The following is an 18,101-nucleotide window of genomic DNA, read 5'->3' as shown; positions in this document are numbered from 1 at the left end:
ATATGAAGTATAACCGTATCTATATTAATAGTCATTTAGCTGAAAATAGCAAGATAGAATTAGCAAATGATCATGTGCATTATGTTAAAACGGTGCTACGTCTTAAAGTAAATGATAGCTTGCGTATCTTTAACGGTACGGATGGAGAATTTTTAGCACAAATTACCGATATAGGTAAGCATAACCTATCGGTTAGGCTTAAAGAACAGTTAAAAAAGCCGTATACAGAATCTGCGTTAACTCTTGCTGCTGTTATAATAAAGCAAGATAAATTAATGCTTGTAATAAATATGGCTACGCAACTCGGTATAACTAAAATTATTCCCTTAATTACTGGGCGGTGTCAATTTAGAACGGTAAATATTGAACGTTTAACAAAATGTGTTATTGAGGCAACAGAGCAATCAGAACGTCTTACTCCCCCGACAATTGAAAAAGCTATCACAATACAAGATTACCTTAAAGAGAATAATAATTTGATGTTATATGCTAATGAACATGAAAAAGAAGAAAATTCTATATTACGCATTTTATCATCACTTAGTAATAGTGATATAACTATTATTATAGGACCGGAGGGAGGCTTTACTAATGATGAGCTGGAACTTCTTGCCTCATATAAGAATACAAAATCTGTAAGTTTAGGAAATAATATATTACGTGCTGAAACAGCAGCAATAACTGCTATAGCACAAGTTAGGTTGTTAGGTGGATCAGTCACAGTGTCACCCCGTGGCTTGACCACGGGATCCATAAAAACAATTTAAAATACTAATGATATCAGTATTTTAAGCTGGAACCCGTGGTCAAGCCACGGGATGACACCAACCACGGAAGAGTATAGCTTTACTTCGCCTTTTCTATTCCGGGTTTACAAAATAGCTTACCTAAACAAAGGAAAGAATATACACCACAAAAGCCTATAATTATATAAAGTATTGTAACAATAATTGGAAATGAGCCAAATAAAAGTGTGACTAAATTAAAATTAAATAATCCGACTAAGCCCCAATTTACAGCACCTATAGAAGATAATAAATGTATAGTAGTAATAAGCGGATTATTAGAAGTATTTATTAACATATTTAAGCTCCTTTTAGTTAAACGTAAAATAATCATTTCTCATTTTGAGCTATATGTCTACTAAATTTTATAATTCTATAATTTATTAATCCTTCTTAAAAGTTTGATATATTACAGGTATAACAAAAATTGTAAATATAGTACCGATGCTTAATCCTCCAACTATTACAAAGCCTATAGAATTACGAGCAGCAGCACCGGCTCCATCTGCAAAGACTAGAGGTAAAGCTCCGACTACAGCAGCAAGGGTAGTCATAAGAATTGGACGCAAGCGAAGTTTTGAGGATTCTATTATAGCTTCTTGAACCTTTACTCCTTTTTCTCTTAGCTGATTAGCAAATTCTACTATCATAATAGAATTCTTAGTAATTAATCCAATTAAAGTAATAAGTCCTATATTACTATACATATTAAGGCTATTACCGGCAAGCCAGAGAGCAAGTACACCGCCGGTTATTGAGAAAGGTACGGCGAGTAATATTAATAAAGGGTCAGTAAAGCTTTCAAATTGAGCTGCAAGCACTAAATAGATAAATACAAGAGCGAATACAAATGTTATAAGCATATTACTGTCTGCCTCTCTCATTTGTTTAATTTCGCCGATATATTCAATTATAGTATTACTAGGGTCGAGTAACTTAGCGGCTATTTTATTGATTTCATTAATTGCATCATTAATTTTTCCATCAGGAGCAAGATCGGAAGAAATAGTAACGGATTTTGAATTATTATAATGACTATATGATTTCACTGATATTTTTTCTGTAATATTGGCTATTGATTCCAGCGGTAACATATTATTATTTTTTGCTCTGATTAAAATTTTACTAAAATCGCTAATATCTTTTCGATCTTTTTGATTAAATTGCAATATAACGTCATATAAATCATTACCCATTCTAAAATCCCCGATTTGTTGACCTGCAAGTAAATATTGTACCGTTTTGCCTATATTTGCCAAATCCATTCCGTATAAATAAGCCTTATCACGGTTGACTTCTATACTTATAGTCGGCATTGCCGATTGTAAATTTCTATTGACGTTTAAGAAAATAGGATTTGTTTTCATTATATCAATAAATTGTTGTGATATTTTATCTAAATCATCATATTCAAGGTTCGTTTGAATAGTAAACTCGATAGGGCTACTTGCATTCCCGCTAACCATTGAACGTGGATCCATAGCGAAAATCGACATGCCCGGTATTTCGGAAAACTGCTTATTTAACATATTTTTAATAGTTTCTTGGGAACGAGAACGCTCACCCCAATCTTTTAACGGAATGAATCCAAAAACATTATCACTACCGCCTGCACCTATTACCATCAGATAACCTAATATATCTTTATAATTAGCAAGGATTTTTTCGGCTTCTTTCACTACTTTAGTAGAGGATTCTAAACTAGAACCTTCAGGTCCTTTAAGAGAAACTTGTAAAAATCCGTCATCTTCTTGGGGTGCGAAAATTTTTTGAGTAAATTTAAAACTAATAATCAACACTATAAAAGATGATGCAATAATGATGACAAATTTCTTTTTATTGTCAAAAGTTAGCTTTAGATAGTAAATATATTTATTTTGAATAAATTGTAGAATGTCGTTAAACTTTACTAAGAATTTCGGTAAGTCCGTATTATGTTTTGTAACCATACGACTTGACATCATAGGAGTTAATGTTAAGGCCACAAATCCTGAGAACAAAACACAAAATGCTAAAGTCCAAGCAAATTCAATAAATAATTTCCCGATAAAACCCTCTATAAAACCGACGGGTAAAAATACGGCAGCAAGCGTAATAGTCATAGCAATGATTGCAAAGCCGATTTCTTTAGAAGCAAGTAAAGCTGCTTCCATGGGTTTATGCCCCATTTCATTATATCTAAAAATGTTTTCAAGCATAACTATCGCATCATCGACGACTAAACCTATAGCAAGTATCATAGCAAGGAGCGTAAATATATTAATAGAAAATCCAAAAGCATACATTACGCTAAAAGTACCGATCAATGATACCGGAATCGTCACAAACGGAATTAAGGTAATTTTAGCAGAAGCAAGAAATAAATAAGTGACTAAAACTACTAATATTAAAGCTTCAAAAATTGTTTGAAATACCGCATAAATTGATGCTTTTACAGGTGTTGCTCCATCATATGCGATACCCATGCTTATTCCTTTGGGCATGGATTCTTTAATTCTTTCTAGCTCTTTAGTTACTTCATTTGATAAATCTATGACATTAGCTTTTGATTCTTTTATAAGACCAAGAGCAATGGAGCTTTTGCCGTTATATCTGAAAATTATGTCCTCATCGGGAGAGGTTAAAGATATTTTCGCTATATCTCGTAATTTTATGATACCTCCGTTTTGTACTTTTAGAATAATATTGCCGAATTCTTCCGGTGTAGATAAAGAGCCTTCAAGAGTTACTATAAAATTATTACTTTTTGTTTTAATCGTACCTGCAGGATAATCTTTATTTTGCTCTTTTATTGCAGATTCAATCTCCAATAAAGAAATTTTATGTTGATATAATTTTTTGGAGTCAGGTTCTATTCTCATTATATATTCCCGACCGCCGTAAATTTGTGATTGTCCTACACTTTCAAGTTTATCTAAAGGTGTTTGTAGATTATCTTCGACGATCTTTGTTAATTCTAAATCGCTATATTGATCACTTTCAACACTTATGAAGAGGCTTGGGAAACTATCGGCATCAAGTTTTGCAACTGATGGGGCTTTCATATCTTGCGGGAACATATAAGTTATATCCGATATTTTAGAACGAACATCGTTTAATGCTACTTCAATATCGGTAGATAGTAAAAATGATAAAGTAATACTACTTTCGCCTGTAGAACTTTGAGAAGTTATATAATCTAAATTTTTAACCGTCTTTAAAGCTTTTTCTATACGCGTTGTTATTTCTTTTTCCATATATAAAGCATCGGCACCTGCATAATGAGCTTCGACATTTATAATTGGAACTGAAATATCCGGAGTTCCTCTAATTTGTAGTTTGGTAAAAAAAATTGCTCCAAGAGCTACGATAACCAAACTCAAAACCGTAGCAAAGACAGGGCGTTTAATACAAATTTCAGACAATAACATTGGATTTAATATATTTTTCTTTAAAAATTTTATTCTAAATTAATGTGAATAGCGAATTATTACATAAATCTGCTATTCGGTTAGAAATATTCTATATAAAAGGTGAAAGATGGTTTCCAACTTATTATATAAATTAAGTATATATTGTTTTTTATTAAAAAACTTATAATTTTTTACAGAGTAGAGTAATTTACTATTGACAATAAATTAGGGTTTTTAATGATAAATTTTCACTTTAATTACTTGATTAAGATAGTTTTAACAGTATTACTGATGTAAAATGGCTACATTTTTCTATAAATTAATATAATAACGTATATATTTTAAACTTTGTAAATAACTGGCATTTGCAGTATGTGGGTAGTTTGTTATAATTAACTCACATAAAAAAATATATTGATGTATATTATTGCCAGTTGTATATATTGTTTTATAAAAAAACATCAATACATATTAACCCATTAAAGGAGAGTTGATTTTATTATGAGTACACATAACAAAAAAGAACCAAAAAAAATGAATAAAACCGAATTTATAGCATTTATGACCGACCATGGTCATAATCATAAACATGCTTCACATAAAACATTAACAAAAGCTGATGCTGAGAAAGCACTTAATTTAGTTCTTGATAGTGTGATTAGTGCTATAAAGAGCCACCATAATATTAATATAACAGGTTTCGGTTCATTTGAAATACATCATAGAAAAGCACGTGAGGGTCGTAACCCAAAAACCGGAGCAAAAATGAAAATAGATGCTTACAATCAACCTACTTTTAGAGCTGGAAGAAAAATGAAAGAAGCTTGTAATTAATTAATGATGTGACGTTGATCAAAATCGTCATTGCGAGGAGCGAAGCGACGTGGCAATCTCATGAAATAGTAACAAACTCCTGAGATTGCTTCGTCAATTGCTATGCAATTTTTTCGCAATGACGAGAAACCACGCATAAACCACTTATGATAATTGAACGCCTAGAGTTTAACTTAAAACATAATAAGCTATATAATAGTTGTCTTATCGAAGCCGAAAATATAGAGCAAGCTTTAAAAGATATAGAAGATTTTATATATAGTAAGCTTTTTAAGAATAGCATTCCTCTTGAAAACAATCCTGATTATCATTTCATCGCTAGGGAAACTTCAACTACATCTAATGCTAAAAATATTTCTATTGAACAAATAAGAAAATTACAAGATTTCTTAAGTAAAACTTCTGCAATTTCAGGTTATAAAGTTGCCGTAATTTATGCGGCTGATCTTATGAATTTAAATGCGGCGAATTCATGCTTAAAAATTCTTGAAGATGCACCAAAGAATAGTTACATTTTTTTAATTACTTCAAGAGCTGCAAGTATTATATCTACAATTAGATCAAGATGCTTTAAAATTAATGTTAGCTCATCTCAACCTCATTCTATAAATGAATTATATCTTCAATTTATTCAGCCGATAGCAAATAATGAAACGTTAGATTTTATTAATCGTTTTACTACTAAAGACCGAGAATTATGGCTAGATTTTATTGATAATTTATTATTATTATTGAATAGAATTCTTAAAAAATCCGCTAACGTCAATATTGAGCTTCTAGATTTAGAAAATAAGATTTTTGATAAACTGCCAAATAAGCATCCTTCCTATTTACTACAAAAATTTACCGATATAAAAAAGTTAATATATAATACCGTTGATTATGATTTAGACTTAAAAACAAGTTATATATTAGTGGTGAATGAGTTTTTTAGTAATTAACACGATATCACTACGTTCCTTTCCACGTTATCCATAAAAGGCGTTATTGCATGGATAGGTAAAACCCGTTGTGTCACCCCGTGGCTTGACCTATAGTACCGGACAGTTTTTGAAAAGACCTCGATGTCCTCCTCGCGAAAGCAGGGATCCAGAATAAAAAATCTTAATTTTAAAGATTTTTTATTATATCGTTTTTTTCAAATAAAGCTTTAAAAAAGCTTTATTTGACTGGATTTCCGCCTACGCGGGAATGACATAGAATAGAAATTGTCCGGTACTATTGGCTTGACCACTGGGTCCATAAAAACAACTTGAAATACTAATAATTTTAGTATTTTTAATTGGAACCCGCTACAAGCTAGCTAGGATGACAACGGAAAATCGATCCATGCAACAACGCCTACATAAAACAACAAAATATATTGTTGCTAAAACATATTGAGCAAAATATATTAGAACTTTATAAATTAAATTATTTGCATGTTTAAAACTTTAACACAAAATTTAACGAAGATTTTTGATAAGCTAGTTAGCTCAGGCATTTTGACGGAAGCTCAAATAGATGCTGCTATGCGGGATATAAGAGTAGCTCTTTTAGAGTCGGATGTTGCATTACCGGTGATAAAAGATTTTATAGCGGAAGTTAAACAAAAGGCACTCGGACAGGAGGTTATTAAATCCGTTTCACCGGGGCAGATGATAATTAAAATTATTCATGAAGAGATGATAAATCTCTTAGCTTCAAGTGAAAGTGAGACAAAGCTAAATTTAAATTCAAAGCCGCCGGTAAATTTCCTAATGGTAGGGCTGCAAGGGAGCGGTAAAACTACGGCGAGTAGTAAGCTTGCTTTACGACTTAAAAATCAAAATAAAAAAGTTTTGCTTGTTTCTTTGGATACTTACAGACCGGCCGCACAAGAGCAACTTGCTATACTTGCAAACTCAGTACAGATTAATTCATTACCTATTGTGCAAGGTGAGAAACCTCTTGATATTGTCAAAAGAGCTATTGCCGAGGCTAAAATTTCTGCTTATGACGTCGTAATTTATGATACGGCAGGTCGTACACAAATTGATAAAGAGATGATGGAGGAAGCTCTTGCAATAAAAAAGATAGTGGAACCTACGGAAACTTTGTTAGTAATTGATAGTATGACAGGGCAGGATGCAGTAGTTACGGCAAGCAGTTTTAATGAAAAGCTAGAGATTTCAGGATTAATTTTATCTAGAATTGATGGCGATTCCAAGGGCGGTGCAGCACTCAGTGTAAAATATATTACTAAAAAGCCGATTAAATTTTTAAGTAGCGGTGAGAAATTAACAGATTTAGAAGAATTCGATGCTGAACGTTTAGCTTCTCGAATACTTGATATGGGTGATATTATCTCTTTTGTTGAAAAAGCAGCTAGTATTGTTGATAGAGAAGAAGCCGAAAAAACGGCAGCTAAATTGAAAAAAGGTAAGTTTGATTTAAATGATTATCTTCAGCAAATGAGAAGTATAAAAAAAATGGGAGGTTTTGGAAGTATACTTAGCATGTTACCGGGTAGCGGTAAAATTATGGATCAAATAGATCAATCAAAATTAAATAGTAAAATAATTGAACATCAAGAAGCAATTATTTTATCTATGACGCTGAAAGAACGTAAGAATCCTGACATCATTAATGCTTCTCGTAGAAAACGTATAGCTGCTGGAGCAGGGACTACAGTACAAAAGGTAAATATTTTGCTAAAGCAATATAAGCAAATAAGCGAGATGATGAAAAAAGCAAGTAAAATGAATCCTAAAAATCTATTACGTAGCGGAATTGGAAAATTGTTTTCGTAAAACGGCATTATTGTATGGATACCTGCACCGTTATTGCAAGCAACTTTTGATGTTGTTGTGTGGCTAGTTTATGTCATTCCAGCTAGGCATTGTTGTGTGGATACTAAAACCGTCATTGTGAGGAGGCGTTGTTGCGTGGACTGGTGAATGCTCTTTATGTCATTCCCGCAAAAGCGGGAATCCAGAAAAAAAGTATAAATACAGCAAATTTTTGAAATTAAAAGCTCGATTTATCTCGCTTTATGCTGGATTCCCGCCTACGCGGGAATGACATCGGTATCCACGCAACAATGTCTTGCGAGGAGGAAAGCAACGTGGCAATCCAGAAAAAGTAATAAAAAATGCTAATAATTTTAGTATTTTTAACTGGATCCCGTGAATAAATCACGGGATGACAGAGGTGAAATTGAACCACACGGGTAATATCTCCGTGAAGTAAAATTTAATCAATCTTCAATTTCAAAGCATTTGCAAAAAATGTATAGATATTGATAAAATAATTAGCACTGTCTTTTAAGTCACTACCGCTACCATGTCCGCTATCACTACTCTCTAAGAAATAAGTTGTAGTGTTTGGGTTTTTCTCAAGCACATACTCAAAAATACGTGCATGCCATGGATGTACACGTTGATCAAGCACTGAACCGGTAATTAAAATAGTAGGATATTTTTGAGTTAAAGATAAATTTTCTAAAGGTGCATATTTTTTAATATGTACTAAATCATTTGGATTTTCCGGATCTCCGTATTCAGTTACCCATGAATGTCCTGCTCCAAATTCTTTATAGCGTACCATATCAAGTATCGGTACTTCGCATGCTATAGCTCCAAATAAATCGGGACGCTGTGTCATTGCAACACTTACTAGCAATCCGCCGTTACTTCCTCCTTTAATTCCTAAATACTCAGGGCTAGTAATATTTTGCTTTATTAAATCCTCTGCTACTGCAATAAAATCATTAAAGCCGTTTTGACGTTTTATTCCTTGAGCTGCCTTATGCCACTCAGGACCAAATTCTCCGCCTCCTCTGATATTAGCAAGAACACTCACTCCACCATGTTTAACCCATACTTCATTTTCCATGCGAGAGAAATATGGAGAGTTGATTACTTGAAAACCACCATATGCTTCAAGTAATGTTGGATTCTTACCGTCAAATTTTATACCTTTTTTATAGACAATAAAATATGGTATTTTAACTCCATCCGAGCTTGTTGCTTCCTTCTGCTCTACAACATAATTTTTGCTATCAAACGGATATAAAGGCTTTCTAATAACTTTTAATTCATGAGTTTTATCCCATAAATAGATAGTTGGCGGCACTATAGAATTTTCTATAGTAATTAGTGCATCTTCTTCCTCATCATCAGACAACATACCAAAAATTGCATTTTCATAGGGCAGTTTTAAAGTTACCGGTTTTGTCCATTCATTATTTTCTAATGTAAATGTTACTACTTTTGAAATAACATTCTCGTAGCTAGTTAAAAATACTGTATCTCTAGTCATTCCTACAAAATAAAATACTTCTTTCTCTGTTGGGGTAAATAATATTTTTAAGCTGGCTTTATCGTTATCTTCTTTTAGAAGATCAGCGTAGTGTAGGGCAACAAGAGAACCTGCTTTTATATTACTATCTTTAAATTGCCAATCGGAACGCAGAAGCCAAAATACATATTCTTTAAAAGAACCTTCGGGTGTTGCATCTGATGGCATATTTATTTTTTGTAATTTTAAGCTCTCATCTTTAGTATCTAAAATATAATTATCGTAATTATAAAAATCCTTATCTGCAGATATAAATATTAAAGATGAAGAAATATTATCGGATAAAAGCTTACCGGCTGATACACGTATATAATTCTTTGGTATTTCAAATAGTTTTTTGGCTTTCTCTATAGGTTCTCCTCGCTTCCATATGTAGAGCGAGTTAGGATATAAAGAGTCAGTAACTTCTTCTTTATTCAAAACTGGATTAAATATAATAGTATTTTGATCAACCCAAGTAGGGACAGTAAATTTACCTTCTAGTAATTTTCCGCTACTTGTTTTTGGCTCAAAACCATTTTTTACAAAATCTTTTTTCTCTAAATCCCATTCTCTAAAAAACATCTCATCCTTACCGCCAAATGACATGGTAATTAAGAAACGATTAGGGTTTTGAAAACAATCACTTCCACCTCGATACATTACTTTTTTACCGAGTTTTTTGGATAATTTATCAAAATCGATTAGAACTTCCCAATTTGGTTTATCTTTAGAGTAATTCTCAACTAACGTCCTACGCCATAACCCTTGGGGATTTTTATCATCCATCCAAAAATTATACACGTAACCTTTACGTATAATACCATATGGAGTTTTTCTTTGGTCATAGAAAATAGATTCTGTTTCTTTTTTTATTGGTTTATATTCCGGCATAGATTGGAAAGCTTTTTCGGTTTTATCAGTACGCTCTTTTGCCCATTTTAGAGCTTCAGTTCCTTCAGCTTCTTCTAGAAATTTGGTATCTTGAGAGTTATATATTTGTTTATTATTATCTCCCATAGCTTGAACACAAAAGGTTAATAAAATAATTGTAAAATAGCAGGTAAGTTTTTTCATTATTTTAACAATATCTCTTAAATTAAAATAGTGTTTTATCATACACCTTGAATAAAATCAAAGAAAATGCTAAGTTAGCTACTGACAAAAATATAAAATATGAAAGTGACGGCAGATAATTTAAGCATTTATATTCACTGGCCGTTTTGTTTGTCAAAATGCCCATATTGTGATTTTAATTCTCATGTGGTAAGCACTATAGATCATCATCAGTGGCTTAAATCCTATGAAACGGAAATAGAGTATTTTAAGGATATTATTCAAAATAAATATATAAAATCTATTTTTTTCGGCGGTGGCACTCCCTCTTTAATGAATCCTGTAGTCGTTGCAGGAATAATAAATAAAATCAGTAATCTAGCAATTATTGATAATAAAACCGAGATAACTCTAGAAACTAATCCCACATCCTTTGAAACTGAGAAGTTTAAAGCATTCAAATCTGCCGGAATTAATCGTGTTTCTATTGGGGTCCAATCCTTAAAAGAGGATGATTTAAAAAAATTAGGAAGGACTCACGATTCCTTGCAAGCCATTAAAACAATTGAGGCAGCAAATGCTATTTTTCCACGAGTATCATTTGATTTAATATATGCACGTAGCGGTCAGAAATTAAAAGACTGGCAAGAAGAATTAAAGCAAGCTATACAACTCGCAAACGGCCATATTTCGCTTTATCAATTAACTATCGAAAAAGGCACGCCGTTTTATAAATTATTTAAGGACGGTAATCTGATTTTACCACATTCGGATGAAGCAGCTGAGATGTATGAATGGACTAATCATTATTTGGAATCTAAAAAATATTTTAGATATGAAATATCTAATTACGCTAAAAAAGGTCAGGAATGTTTGCATAATTTAACTTATTGGAATTATAATAGTTATTTAGGTATAGGTCCCGGAGCCCATAGTAGAATAATTGAACCGGCAACGGTATCAGCAATTATGATGTGGCATAAACCTGAAAAATGGTTAGATTCGGTTAACGCAAAAAATGTCGGTATTCAAACTAATACTAAGTTAACGCATCAAGAAATCATTGAAGAAACGTTAATGATGGGTTTACGTCTTAAAAGCGGTATAAATATTGCGGCACTAGAGCAGAAAATAAATGCAAAATTAGTTGATATTTTAGACATGAATAACTTGCAGCATTATCAAAACCAAGACCTAATTAAGTTAGATAACAATATCTCTCTTACCGATAAAGGTTTAATGCTGCATAGTTATATAGTACCTAGATTAATTATATGAAAATTATTCAAGTAATTTTAAAGTTTATAATTATTTTTATTATTCCTTCTATCCATGCTAAGGAATGTAAGCTTGAGTTTAAAACTGAAAAGATATATGTGAACGGTGTTGCGTATGATCAAAAAGTCGGAGATCCAATTACACCGATAGCAGATGCTATTAAGGCAGATAATCTTGATGAAGTAAAAAAGATATTAGATGAGGGATACGGAGTAAATCAACCATGCTTGGGTTGGGTTCCTCTAGATTATGCTATATCGAATAATAATATAAAAATTGCCGATTTTTTATTAAAGCGTGGTGCATCCATGAGTTTAATCCATATAAATATAGGATTTATGAAGTCGGAAATTGCTGAATTTTTAATTAATCAGGGAATGAGTCCTAATTTAAGATATGAAGACGGTATTACCGGAATGATGCTAGCCGCAGAAAGAAATAATCCTGATTTAATAAAACTTTTGCTTAAGCTAGGTGTTAATCCTAACGTTCAAAATTCTAAAACCGGAATGACTTCCCTTATGTATGCAGCATCATATCTTAATGCTGAACCTGTTCATATTTTATTAGAGTATGGAGCAGATCAAAAAATTAAAGATTTTAAAGGAAAAAGAGCTTTAGATTGGATAGCAGTGGATGCTAGTAGAAAATTATATGCTTCTGACGCAGAATATTATACTGCTTTATTTTTTGCTCCGTTTGAAACTAAACAGAAAATTATAAAAGAAAGAAATAGCATTAAGACAAGAAATAAAGAAAAGGAAAAAGAAATAAAAAAGCTTTTCAATTCTCACCGTTAAATTTTGGTAGAGTTTCTATTTATATCTTACAAGTTAAGATATAAACCTATTCTAATTTTTTTAAATTTTTATAGCGTTATTGCTTGGGTACCACCCAGTCATTGCGAGCGACTGTAGACGTTTTTGCATGGCTCAAAAAGCCGGCTCTATGTCATTCTCGCGTAGGCGGGAATCCACCGTTGTCATACCGCGACTTGATCGTGGTATCCAAAAATACAACTTAAAAATACTAAATTTTAGTATTTTTAATTGGACCCCGTGGTCAAGCCTATAGTACCGGACATTTTTTTAAAAAATCTCGATGTCATCCCTGCGAAAGCAGGGATCTATGCTAAAAAAATCTTGATTTCAAAGATTTTTTTATTAGATAATTTTTTTCAAATAAAGCTTTAAAAAGCTTTATTTGACTGGATTCCCGCTTTTGCGGGGATGACATAAAGAGCATTTATCGGTCCACGCATGCCTGCTCGCAATAACGTTTTTATGTGATTTACATAAAACCGTCTGGTACAGCATCATTCACAAAGCTTGATACAAGCAATTTTGTAGGACTCGTCTGTGCTCACGTACTGATGTACGCTTTGCAGACTCGTCCTTAAATTTAGCTTGTCTGAAGTTTTGTGAATTTAGTTGTATTATGGTTACTATACCCATATCCAAGGTTGAGCAGAATTTGCTAATATACCTTGGTTGATATGGTCGTGCCTCCGTATTGCAGTTTAGAGTAAATAGTCTATAATCCTCAAACAGTAATAAGAGAGAATTATAGTTAAGGAGTTATGGCAAAAATAGATGTTAAGTGTAGATATTGTAACAACACAGAAGAAGTAATAAAGTCAGGATATTCAATTTCAAAACAACAGAGATATCAATGCAAGCGGTGTAATCGATATTTTCAATTGGAGTATATTAATAATGCATCTAAGCCTGGAGTTAAGGAGCAAATAGTAGAAATGTCAATCAACGGCTCTGGAGTTAGAGATACAGTAAGAGTATTAAAAGCGGGTATCAATACAGTTATCCGTGTTTTAAAAAAATCTAGTATTAAAAACAATAAATCATTCTATCAGTACAACAGAAGTAATTATTGCTCCTGAGATAGATGAACAATGGTCTTATGTACAGAATAAATCCAGACAACGATGGCTTTGGTATGCCTTGGATAAGATTTCGTTAAAAGTAGTTGCTTATACGTTTGGTACAAGATGTGATAGCACATTAGAATCATTACTGAAAAAACTAGAGAATTTCAAGGTGACTTTTTACTATACAGATGGATGGGGGAGTTATGCTAGGTTATTAGACCCTAAAAAGCATATTATCAGTAAAAAATACACTCAACGGATAGAACGAAGTAACTTGAACCTTAGAACGAGATGCAAGAGGCTTGCACGTAAGACAATCTGCTTTTCCAAGTCATTGGATATTCATGATAAGGTTATTGGTACTCTTATTGAACGTATAGCTTTTTAATAGGCGTAACTGCAATATGGAGGCATGACCATATACTCCAATTGAAAATATCGATTACACCGCTTGCATTGATATCTCTGTTGTTTTGAAATTGAATATCCTGACTTTATTACTTCTTCTGTGTTGTTACAATATCTACACTTAACATCTATTTTTGCCATAACTCCTTAACTATAATTCTTATTACTGTTTGAGGATTATAGACTATTTACTCTAAACTGCAATACGGAGGCACGGCCCATATTTTATAGAAAGAATAATAAATTAGACTCTATATTAGAATGTTATACCAGTCTTATAGATAAGGCTGAAAAGCCTATAAAAAAATATGATTCATATATGGACCAAGGAAACGAACTTCGCTTTCAAAAACAACAGGAAGAAAATGCTGCAGAATCATATTTTAAAGCAGCCGGCGTTGTACATGATCCTCAAAAACAACAAAATTCAGTACTTACGGCATACAATACTTTCTTAGGAAACACCAATAATAATGCAATTCAACAACTGGCTATTTCAGAGCAACAACAAAGAAAGGAGTACTTTAAAGATATAATCGGCGATATTATTGATCCGTGACCGTTCATTAGTGTTGAGCGTCTTATTATTCCTCTTTGTCATCCTGTGGTCAAGCGGGTCTTGTTGCATGGTTCTTATGTCATTCTTAGCTAAAAGCACAACTGTCCGAAGTTAAAATGAACAAAAGCTATTTAATAGCTAAAAATGGTATTTTTAACGTAAAACATTAAAAATACTACCAGCAATAGTTGTAAAAACAATTACTTATTCTACTTATTTTTCAACTTCGGACAGTTGTGAGCTAAAAGCAGGAATCCAAAAAAAGTATAAATACAGAAAATTTTTGAAATTAAAAGCTGAGGTTATCTCGCTTTATGCTGGATTCTTGCTTCCGCAGGAATGACACCGAGTACTTTTCTTGAGCCATGCAACAACGCTAGTTAAACGAACTAGGTGACAGTGAACAATCACCTTAACAAATCATTAATGCTTACTTTAGCTCTAGTAGCTTTATCGACTTGTTTTACGATAACTACGCAATAAAGTCCAGGCTTGCCGGCTTCCTTAGCAGGTAATACTCCGGGAACTACAACAGAATAAGCCGGAATTCTGCCGTAAATAATTTCACCTGTATCTCTGTATATTATTTTTGTAGAGCTACCGATAAACACTCCCATACTAATTACTGCTCCTTCTTCTACTATTACCCCTTCTGCTATTTCCGATCTTGCACCGATAAAACAATTATCTTCAATGATAACCGGCTTTGCTTGCAACGGCTCAAGCACCCCTCCTATTCCCGTACCACCTGAAATATGGCAATTCTTACCGATTTGAGCACATGAGCCGATAGTAGCCCATGTATCAATCATCGTTCCCTCGTCTATATAAGCACCTATATTAATGAAAGAAGGCATAATTACAACATTTTTAGCTATATAAGTACCGGTTCTAACAACAGCTCCGGGAACTTTACGTATAGCTGCTTCTTTGAATATATTTTTATCAGTATCCGCAGAAAATTTAGGAGCAACTTTGTCATACCAACTATTATAATTGTTATTATAAAGTTGCGATTCCGTAGTGATAAAATATAGCAATATAGCTTTCTTTACCCATTCATTAACTTCCCAACTATTTTCTTTCTTTTCACAAACACGAATTGTACCTTGATTTAAGTTTTCTATAATATCATTAAGTGTTTTTTTTAATGTTATAAGCTTTGAAGAATCTTGAAGAAGTTTGTCCTTAATTTGCCAAGCTTCTTCAATTTCTTTAATAAGAGAGGACATATCTTATAACTGTTTTATTGCCAAAAATAATAAATGAGATTATCATGAAGTCAAACATAATAATTATAATTAACTATGTATATTACTTGCCCAAATTGCCAAACAAGATTTATCGTTACAAGCAATCAAATAGGTATTAACGGACGACGAGTAAAATGTTCCAAATGTAGCCATTTGTGGTATCAAAAATTAGACTATAATACTAGTAAATTAAATGACTTTAAAGATAAAGTAAACACGGAAACTATTAAAACTCCTATTAAAAATCATTATAATGCTAATGTGCCGGTTATTTTACCGTATATTCCTACTAAGAAAAAATATAATATATTTTCAATATTATGGACTAGCTTTATAATTTTTTGTTTAGTGATATTACTAATAGATAGTTTTAAATTTTTAGGTAAATATAATCAATTAAAGATAGAAGAAATTAATTTGGGAAAATCTCATCATATAGGCGGTATGAAGATATTTTATAAATTATCTAATCAGTCTGATTATTTAATTTCTGATCCTATAATCAAAGTTAGAGTAATGGATAGTAATAATCAAGCGTTAGATGAATATGTATCAATTACAAAGCTGCAAGCAAAAATCCCTGCAAAACAAGCAATATATCTAGAAATGAATATTGAAGGAATCCCTGTTACGGCAAAATATATTGATATTGCTATAGGTAATAGATTAGGGCTTTTATTTAAGTAAAGACGGTTGCGTGGATCAATTTCACCTCTGTCATACCGTAGTCAAGCCACGGGGTGACACTGAGCTGTCATTGCGAGTGACTGTAAGGAACGGGGCAATCTCGTCAAATATCCTGAGATTGCTTCGTCAAAACTTACAGTTTACCCTCGCAATGACGGATAAACCGGTCCACGCAACAATGCCTCCTCGCAATGACGACTCCGTATCCACGGCAATGCTTAAGCTATACAACAACGTCACTTAAAAATGAAAATACCCATAAGCCGAAACTTATGGGTATTACTAAAGATATAATAATTTTTATTATCGCGTATTAGGAAACACCACAATTTGAGCTATTAGTATCACTTGATACCATATTAACAATATCTGGAGCTTTAAATAATATAATGATTGCAGTAACTACTACTAAAGCTACTTCCCACTGCAATTTTCCTCTTAATGTTTGAATTCCTAGAACAATTATACCGACAACAGCTATACCTTTTGCAGTATTGCCTCTGAACACTATAATTAACTTACACAATGCATCACCTACAGGATCGCCGACACTACTACCTAAGCTATCAAAAGCTACCATAATAATAGCCACGCTTAGAATAGTAAATAGTATGCGTAATGATAGATTATAATCGATTAATTCTTCGTTTAATTTACGAATAGGAAAGTTCATATGTTTTACCTCAATAAAATAATTAGCATTTAAAAAATAATGTATAATTTATTTATATATAAATCAACTCCTAAATATATGCAATTTTAATTAATATGCAAAAATATTTTAAAAACACTTATTTTAAGTAACATTATAATCACATATAGTATAATTTAGCTTCCAAATATATAAACAAACGTAAATAAAAATAACCAAACCACGTCCACAAAATGCCAGTACCATGCAGCAAATTCAAACCCTAAATGTCCATTACCTTCTGTAGTAAAATCTCCTCTTTTTGCTCTAAAGTAGCAAACTATTAGAAATATAGTACCTATAATTACATGAGCTCCATGAAAACCCGTGGCTAAATAAAAATTAGAAGCATATATACCATCCGTGAATTTAAACGCCGCATGATAATATTCATATGCTTGCATAGTTGTAAAAAATATTCCAAGCAATATGGTAAGAGCAAGTGCAGTTACGCAATCTTTTTGATTTTTTTCTTCTAAAGCATAGTGAGCCCAAGTAACGGTAGTACCCGATAAGAGTAGTATTAAAGTATTGATAAAAGGAATATCAAATGGATCAAAAGTTTTAATTGTAGGTGGAGGCCAAATTCCCTGCTTTACAACCCATACACCGTCTAAAAGACCTACGGGTGATAGACTTGATTTAAAAAAAGAAGCAAAAAATACACCAAAAAATACTATTTCCGTTAAAATAAATAACGCCATACCTATTTGTAAACCTTTTCTAACAGGACTAGTATGCTGATGTTCGACTATTCCTTCTTTCACTACATCTCTCCACCAAGAATATAAACAGTAACCTACTGAAATAACTCCTGCAGATAAAATATATATATTAAATTTGTAGCCATGCATGAATGAGACACCGCCTATAACCAAAAGAAGTAAAGCAAAAGATGTTAGGACGGGCCAAGGGCTTGGGTCTACTATATGGAATAAATGCGATTTAGTCATAGGATGTGAATTTGGATTCAT

Annotated in this window: 16 protein-coding genes and 1 pseudogene; 9 read left to right on the top strand and 8 right to left on the bottom strand. The window is 32.5% G+C overall.

Features of this window, described 5'->3' with window-relative positions; genetic code table 11:
* Nucleotides 1-2: 2 nt before the first annotated feature.
* Nucleotides 3-767, top strand: a complete 765-nt coding sequence (locus tag ACNFN7_RS04795) for a 16S rRNA (uracil(1498)-N(3))-methyltransferase (RefSeq protein WP_485441064.1) — start codon at nt 3-5, stop codon at nt 765-767.
* Nucleotides 768-846: 79 nt separating this feature from the next.
* Here the strand turns inward: ACNFN7_RS04795 and ACNFN7_RS04790 are convergent, their stop codons facing one another.
* Both ACNFN7_RS04790 and ACNFN7_RS04785 read right to left on the bottom strand, forming a co-directional pair.
* Nucleotides 847-1,083: a DUF378 domain-containing protein gene (locus ACNFN7_RS04790; protein WP_485441063.1), complete on the bottom strand. Its 237-nt coding sequence runs from the start codon at nt 1,081-1,083 to the stop codon at nt 847-849.
* Nucleotides 1,084-1,168: 85 nt separating this feature from the next.
* The gene (locus tag ACNFN7_RS04785) at nt 1,169-4,195 is read right to left on the bottom strand and encodes an efflux RND transporter permease subunit (RefSeq protein WP_485441062.1); all 3,027 of its coding nucleotides are present in this window, start codon (nt 4,193-4,195) and stop codon (nt 1,169-1,171) included.
* Between the two features lie 483 nt (nt 4,196-4,678).
* Between ACNFN7_RS04785 and ACNFN7_RS04780 the strand changes: the two genes are divergently transcribed.
* Nucleotides 4,679-5,011, top strand: a complete 333-nt coding sequence (locus ACNFN7_RS04780) for an HU family DNA-binding protein (RefSeq protein ID WP_008579420.1) — start codon at nt 4,679-4,681, stop codon at nt 5,009-5,011.
* Here the strand turns inward: ACNFN7_RS04780 and ACNFN7_RS04775 are convergent.
* Entirely contained in the window at nt 5,008-5,148 is a 141-nt protein-coding gene (locus ACNFN7_RS04775) for a hypothetical protein (RefSeq protein WP_485441061.1), read from the bottom strand. The two genes, ACNFN7_RS04780 and ACNFN7_RS04775, sit on opposite strands and share 4 nt — an antisense overlap.
* A gap of 9 nt (nt 5,149-5,157) precedes the next feature.
* Here ACNFN7_RS04775 and ACNFN7_RS04770 point away from each other — a divergent pair, with 9 nt between their 5' ends.
* Together ACNFN7_RS04770 and ffh are read left to right on the top strand one after the other, a co-directional pair.
* The gene (locus tag ACNFN7_RS04770; RefSeq protein WP_485441060.1) at nt 5,158-5,952 is read left to right on the top strand and encodes a DNA polymerase III subunit delta'; all 795 of its coding nucleotides are present in this window, start codon (nt 5,158-5,160) and stop codon (nt 5,950-5,952) included.
* A 480-nt stretch (nt 5,953-6,432) separates the two neighbouring features.
* Nucleotides 6,433-7,782 carry a signal recognition particle protein gene (gene ffh / locus ACNFN7_RS04765; RefSeq protein WP_218460780.1) on the top strand — a complete coding sequence of 450 codons (1,350 nt, stop codon included), beginning with the start codon at nt 6,433-6,435 and terminating at the stop codon, nt 7,780-7,782.
* Nucleotides 7,783-8,224: 442 nt separating this feature from the next.
* Here ffh and ACNFN7_RS04760 read toward each other — a convergent pair whose 3' ends face one another.
* The gene (locus ACNFN7_RS04760; RefSeq protein WP_485441242.1) at nt 8,225-10,387 is read right to left on the bottom strand and encodes a prolyl oligopeptidase family serine peptidase; all 2,163 of its coding nucleotides are present in this window, start codon (nt 10,385-10,387) and stop codon (nt 8,225-8,227) included.
* A gap of 99 nt (nt 10,388-10,486) precedes the next feature.
* Here ACNFN7_RS04760 and hemW point away from each other — a divergent pair, with 99 nt between their 5' ends.
* The 3 genes and pseudogenes from hemW (at nt 10,487) to ACNFN7_RS04745 (ending at nt 13,917) form a co-directional block, all read left to right on the top strand.
* Entirely contained in the window at nt 10,487-11,644 is a 1,158-nt protein-coding gene (gene hemW, locus ACNFN7_RS04755; protein WP_485441059.1) for a radical SAM family heme chaperone HemW, read from the top strand.
* Nucleotides 11,641-12,444 (top strand): ankyrin repeat domain-containing protein, encoded by an 804-nt coding sequence (locus tag ACNFN7_RS04750; protein WP_485441058.1) that lies wholly within the window; start codon nt 11,641-11,643, stop codon nt 12,442-12,444. The genes hemW and ACNFN7_RS04750 overlap by 4 nt, the downstream gene beginning before the upstream one ends.
* Before the next feature lie 779 nt (nt 12,445-13,223).
* Nucleotides 13,224-13,917, top strand: a pseudogene (locus ACNFN7_RS04745) (IS1 family transposase).
* Here ACNFN7_RS04745 and ACNFN7_RS04740 read toward each other — a convergent pair.
* Nucleotides 13,914-14,078, bottom strand: a complete 165-nt coding sequence (locus ACNFN7_RS04740) for an IS1 family transposase (protein WP_485441057.1) — start codon at nt 14,076-14,078, stop codon at nt 13,914-13,916. The pseudogene ACNFN7_RS04745 and the gene ACNFN7_RS04740 overlap by 4 nt on opposite strands.
* 178 nt (nt 14,079-14,256) lie before the next feature.
* Here ACNFN7_RS04740 and ACNFN7_RS04735 point away from each other — a divergent pair, with 178 nt between their 5' ends.
* Nucleotides 14,257-14,496, top strand: coding sequence for a hypothetical protein (locus ACNFN7_RS04735; RefSeq protein ID WP_485441056.1), 240 nt, complete (start codon nt 14,257-14,259; stop codon nt 14,494-14,496).
* A gap of 407 nt (nt 14,497-14,903) precedes the next feature.
* Here ACNFN7_RS04735 and dapD read toward each other — a convergent pair whose 3' ends face one another.
* Nucleotides 14,904-15,728 (bottom strand): 2,3,4,5-tetrahydropyridine-2,6-dicarboxylate N-succinyltransferase, encoded by an 825-nt coding sequence (gene dapD, locus ACNFN7_RS04730; protein ID WP_485441055.1) that lies wholly within the window; start codon nt 15,726-15,728, stop codon nt 14,904-14,906.
* A 75-nt stretch (nt 15,729-15,803) separates the two neighbouring features.
* On the opposite strand from dapD, the gene ACNFN7_RS04725 reads away from it, so the two are divergent.
* The gene (locus tag ACNFN7_RS04725; RefSeq protein WP_485441054.1) at nt 15,804-16,436 is read left to right on the top strand and encodes an MJ0042-type zinc finger domain-containing protein; all 633 of its coding nucleotides are present in this window, start codon (nt 15,804-15,806) and stop codon (nt 16,434-16,436) included.
* Nucleotides 16,437-16,749: 313 nt separating this feature from the next.
* On the opposite strand, the gene ACNFN7_RS04720 is transcribed toward ACNFN7_RS04725, so the two are convergent.
* Together ACNFN7_RS04720 and ACNFN7_RS04715 are read right to left on the bottom strand one after the other, a co-directional pair.
* Nucleotides 16,750-17,109, bottom strand: a complete 360-nt coding sequence (locus ACNFN7_RS04720; RefSeq protein ID WP_485441053.1) for a TrbC/VirB2 family type IV secretion system protein — start codon at nt 17,107-17,109, stop codon at nt 16,750-16,752.
* 155 nt (nt 17,110-17,264) lie between these two features.
* Complete coding sequence (locus ACNFN7_RS04715; protein ID WP_041078917.1) at nt 17,265-18,101, bottom strand: cytochrome c oxidase subunit 3; 837 nt, start codon at nt 18,099-18,101, stop codon at nt 17,265-17,267.

Source organism: Rickettsia sp. MAE-05, from assembly GCF_057319745.1.
Note: the sequence above shows the minus strand (reverse complement) of the source record. Positions and strands in the feature narration are given on the sequence as shown.

Bases quoted from the DNA above. Each gene is read 5' to 3' on its own strand.
- ACNFN7_RS04795 (WP_485441064.1), top strand. From the start codon at position 3: ATGAAGTATAACCGTATCTATATTAATAGTCATTTAGCTGAAAATAGC.
- ACNFN7_RS04790 (WP_485441063.1), bottom strand. From the start codon at position 1,083: ATGTTAATAAATACTTCTAATAATCCGCTTATTACTACTATACATTTA.
- ACNFN7_RS04785 (WP_485441062.1), bottom strand. From the start codon at position 4,195: ATGTTATTGTCTGAAATTTGTATTAAACGCCCTGTCTTTGCTACGGTT.
- ACNFN7_RS04780 (WP_008579420.1), top strand. From the start codon at position 4,679: ATGAGTACACATAACAAAAAAGAACCAAAAAAAATGAATAAAACCGAA.
- ACNFN7_RS04775 (WP_485441061.1), bottom strand. From the start codon at position 5,148: ATGCGTGGTTTCTCGTCATTGCGAAAAAATTGCATAGCAATTGACGAA.
- ACNFN7_RS04770 (WP_485441060.1), top strand. From the start codon at position 5,158: ATGATAATTGAACGCCTAGAGTTTAACTTAAAACATAATAAGCTATAT.
- ffh (WP_218460780.1), top strand. From the start codon at position 6,433: ATGTTTAAAACTTTAACACAAAATTTAACGAAGATTTTTGATAAGCTA.
- ACNFN7_RS04760 (WP_485441242.1), bottom strand. From the start codon at position 10,387: ATGAAAAAACTTACCTGCTATTTTACAATTATTTTATTAACCTTTTGT.
- hemW (WP_485441059.1), top strand. From the start codon at position 10,487: ATGAAAGTGACGGCAGATAATTTAAGCATTTATATTCACTGGCCGTTT.
- ACNFN7_RS04750 (WP_485441058.1), top strand. From the start codon at position 11,641: ATGAAAATTATTCAAGTAATTTTAAAGTTTATAATTATTTTTATTATT.
- ACNFN7_RS04740 (WP_485441057.1), bottom strand. From the start codon at position 14,078: ATGGCAAAAATAGATGTTAAGTGTAGATATTGTAACAACACAGAAGAA.
- ACNFN7_RS04735 (WP_485441056.1), top strand. From the start codon at position 14,257: ATGGACCAAGGAAACGAACTTCGCTTTCAAAAACAACAGGAAGAAAAT.
- dapD (WP_485441055.1), bottom strand. From the start codon at position 15,728: ATGTCCTCTCTTATTAAAGAAATTGAAGAAGCTTGGCAAATTAAGGAC.
- ACNFN7_RS04725 (WP_485441054.1), top strand. From the start codon at position 15,804: ATGTATATTACTTGCCCAAATTGCCAAACAAGATTTATCGTTACAAGC.
- ACNFN7_RS04720 (WP_485441053.1), bottom strand. From the start codon at position 17,109: ATGAACTTTCCTATTCGTAAATTAAACGAAGAATTAATCGATTATAAT.
- ACNFN7_RS04715 (WP_041078917.1), bottom strand. From the start codon at position 18,101: ATGAATCCAAATTCACATCCTATGACTAAATCGCATTTATTCCATATA.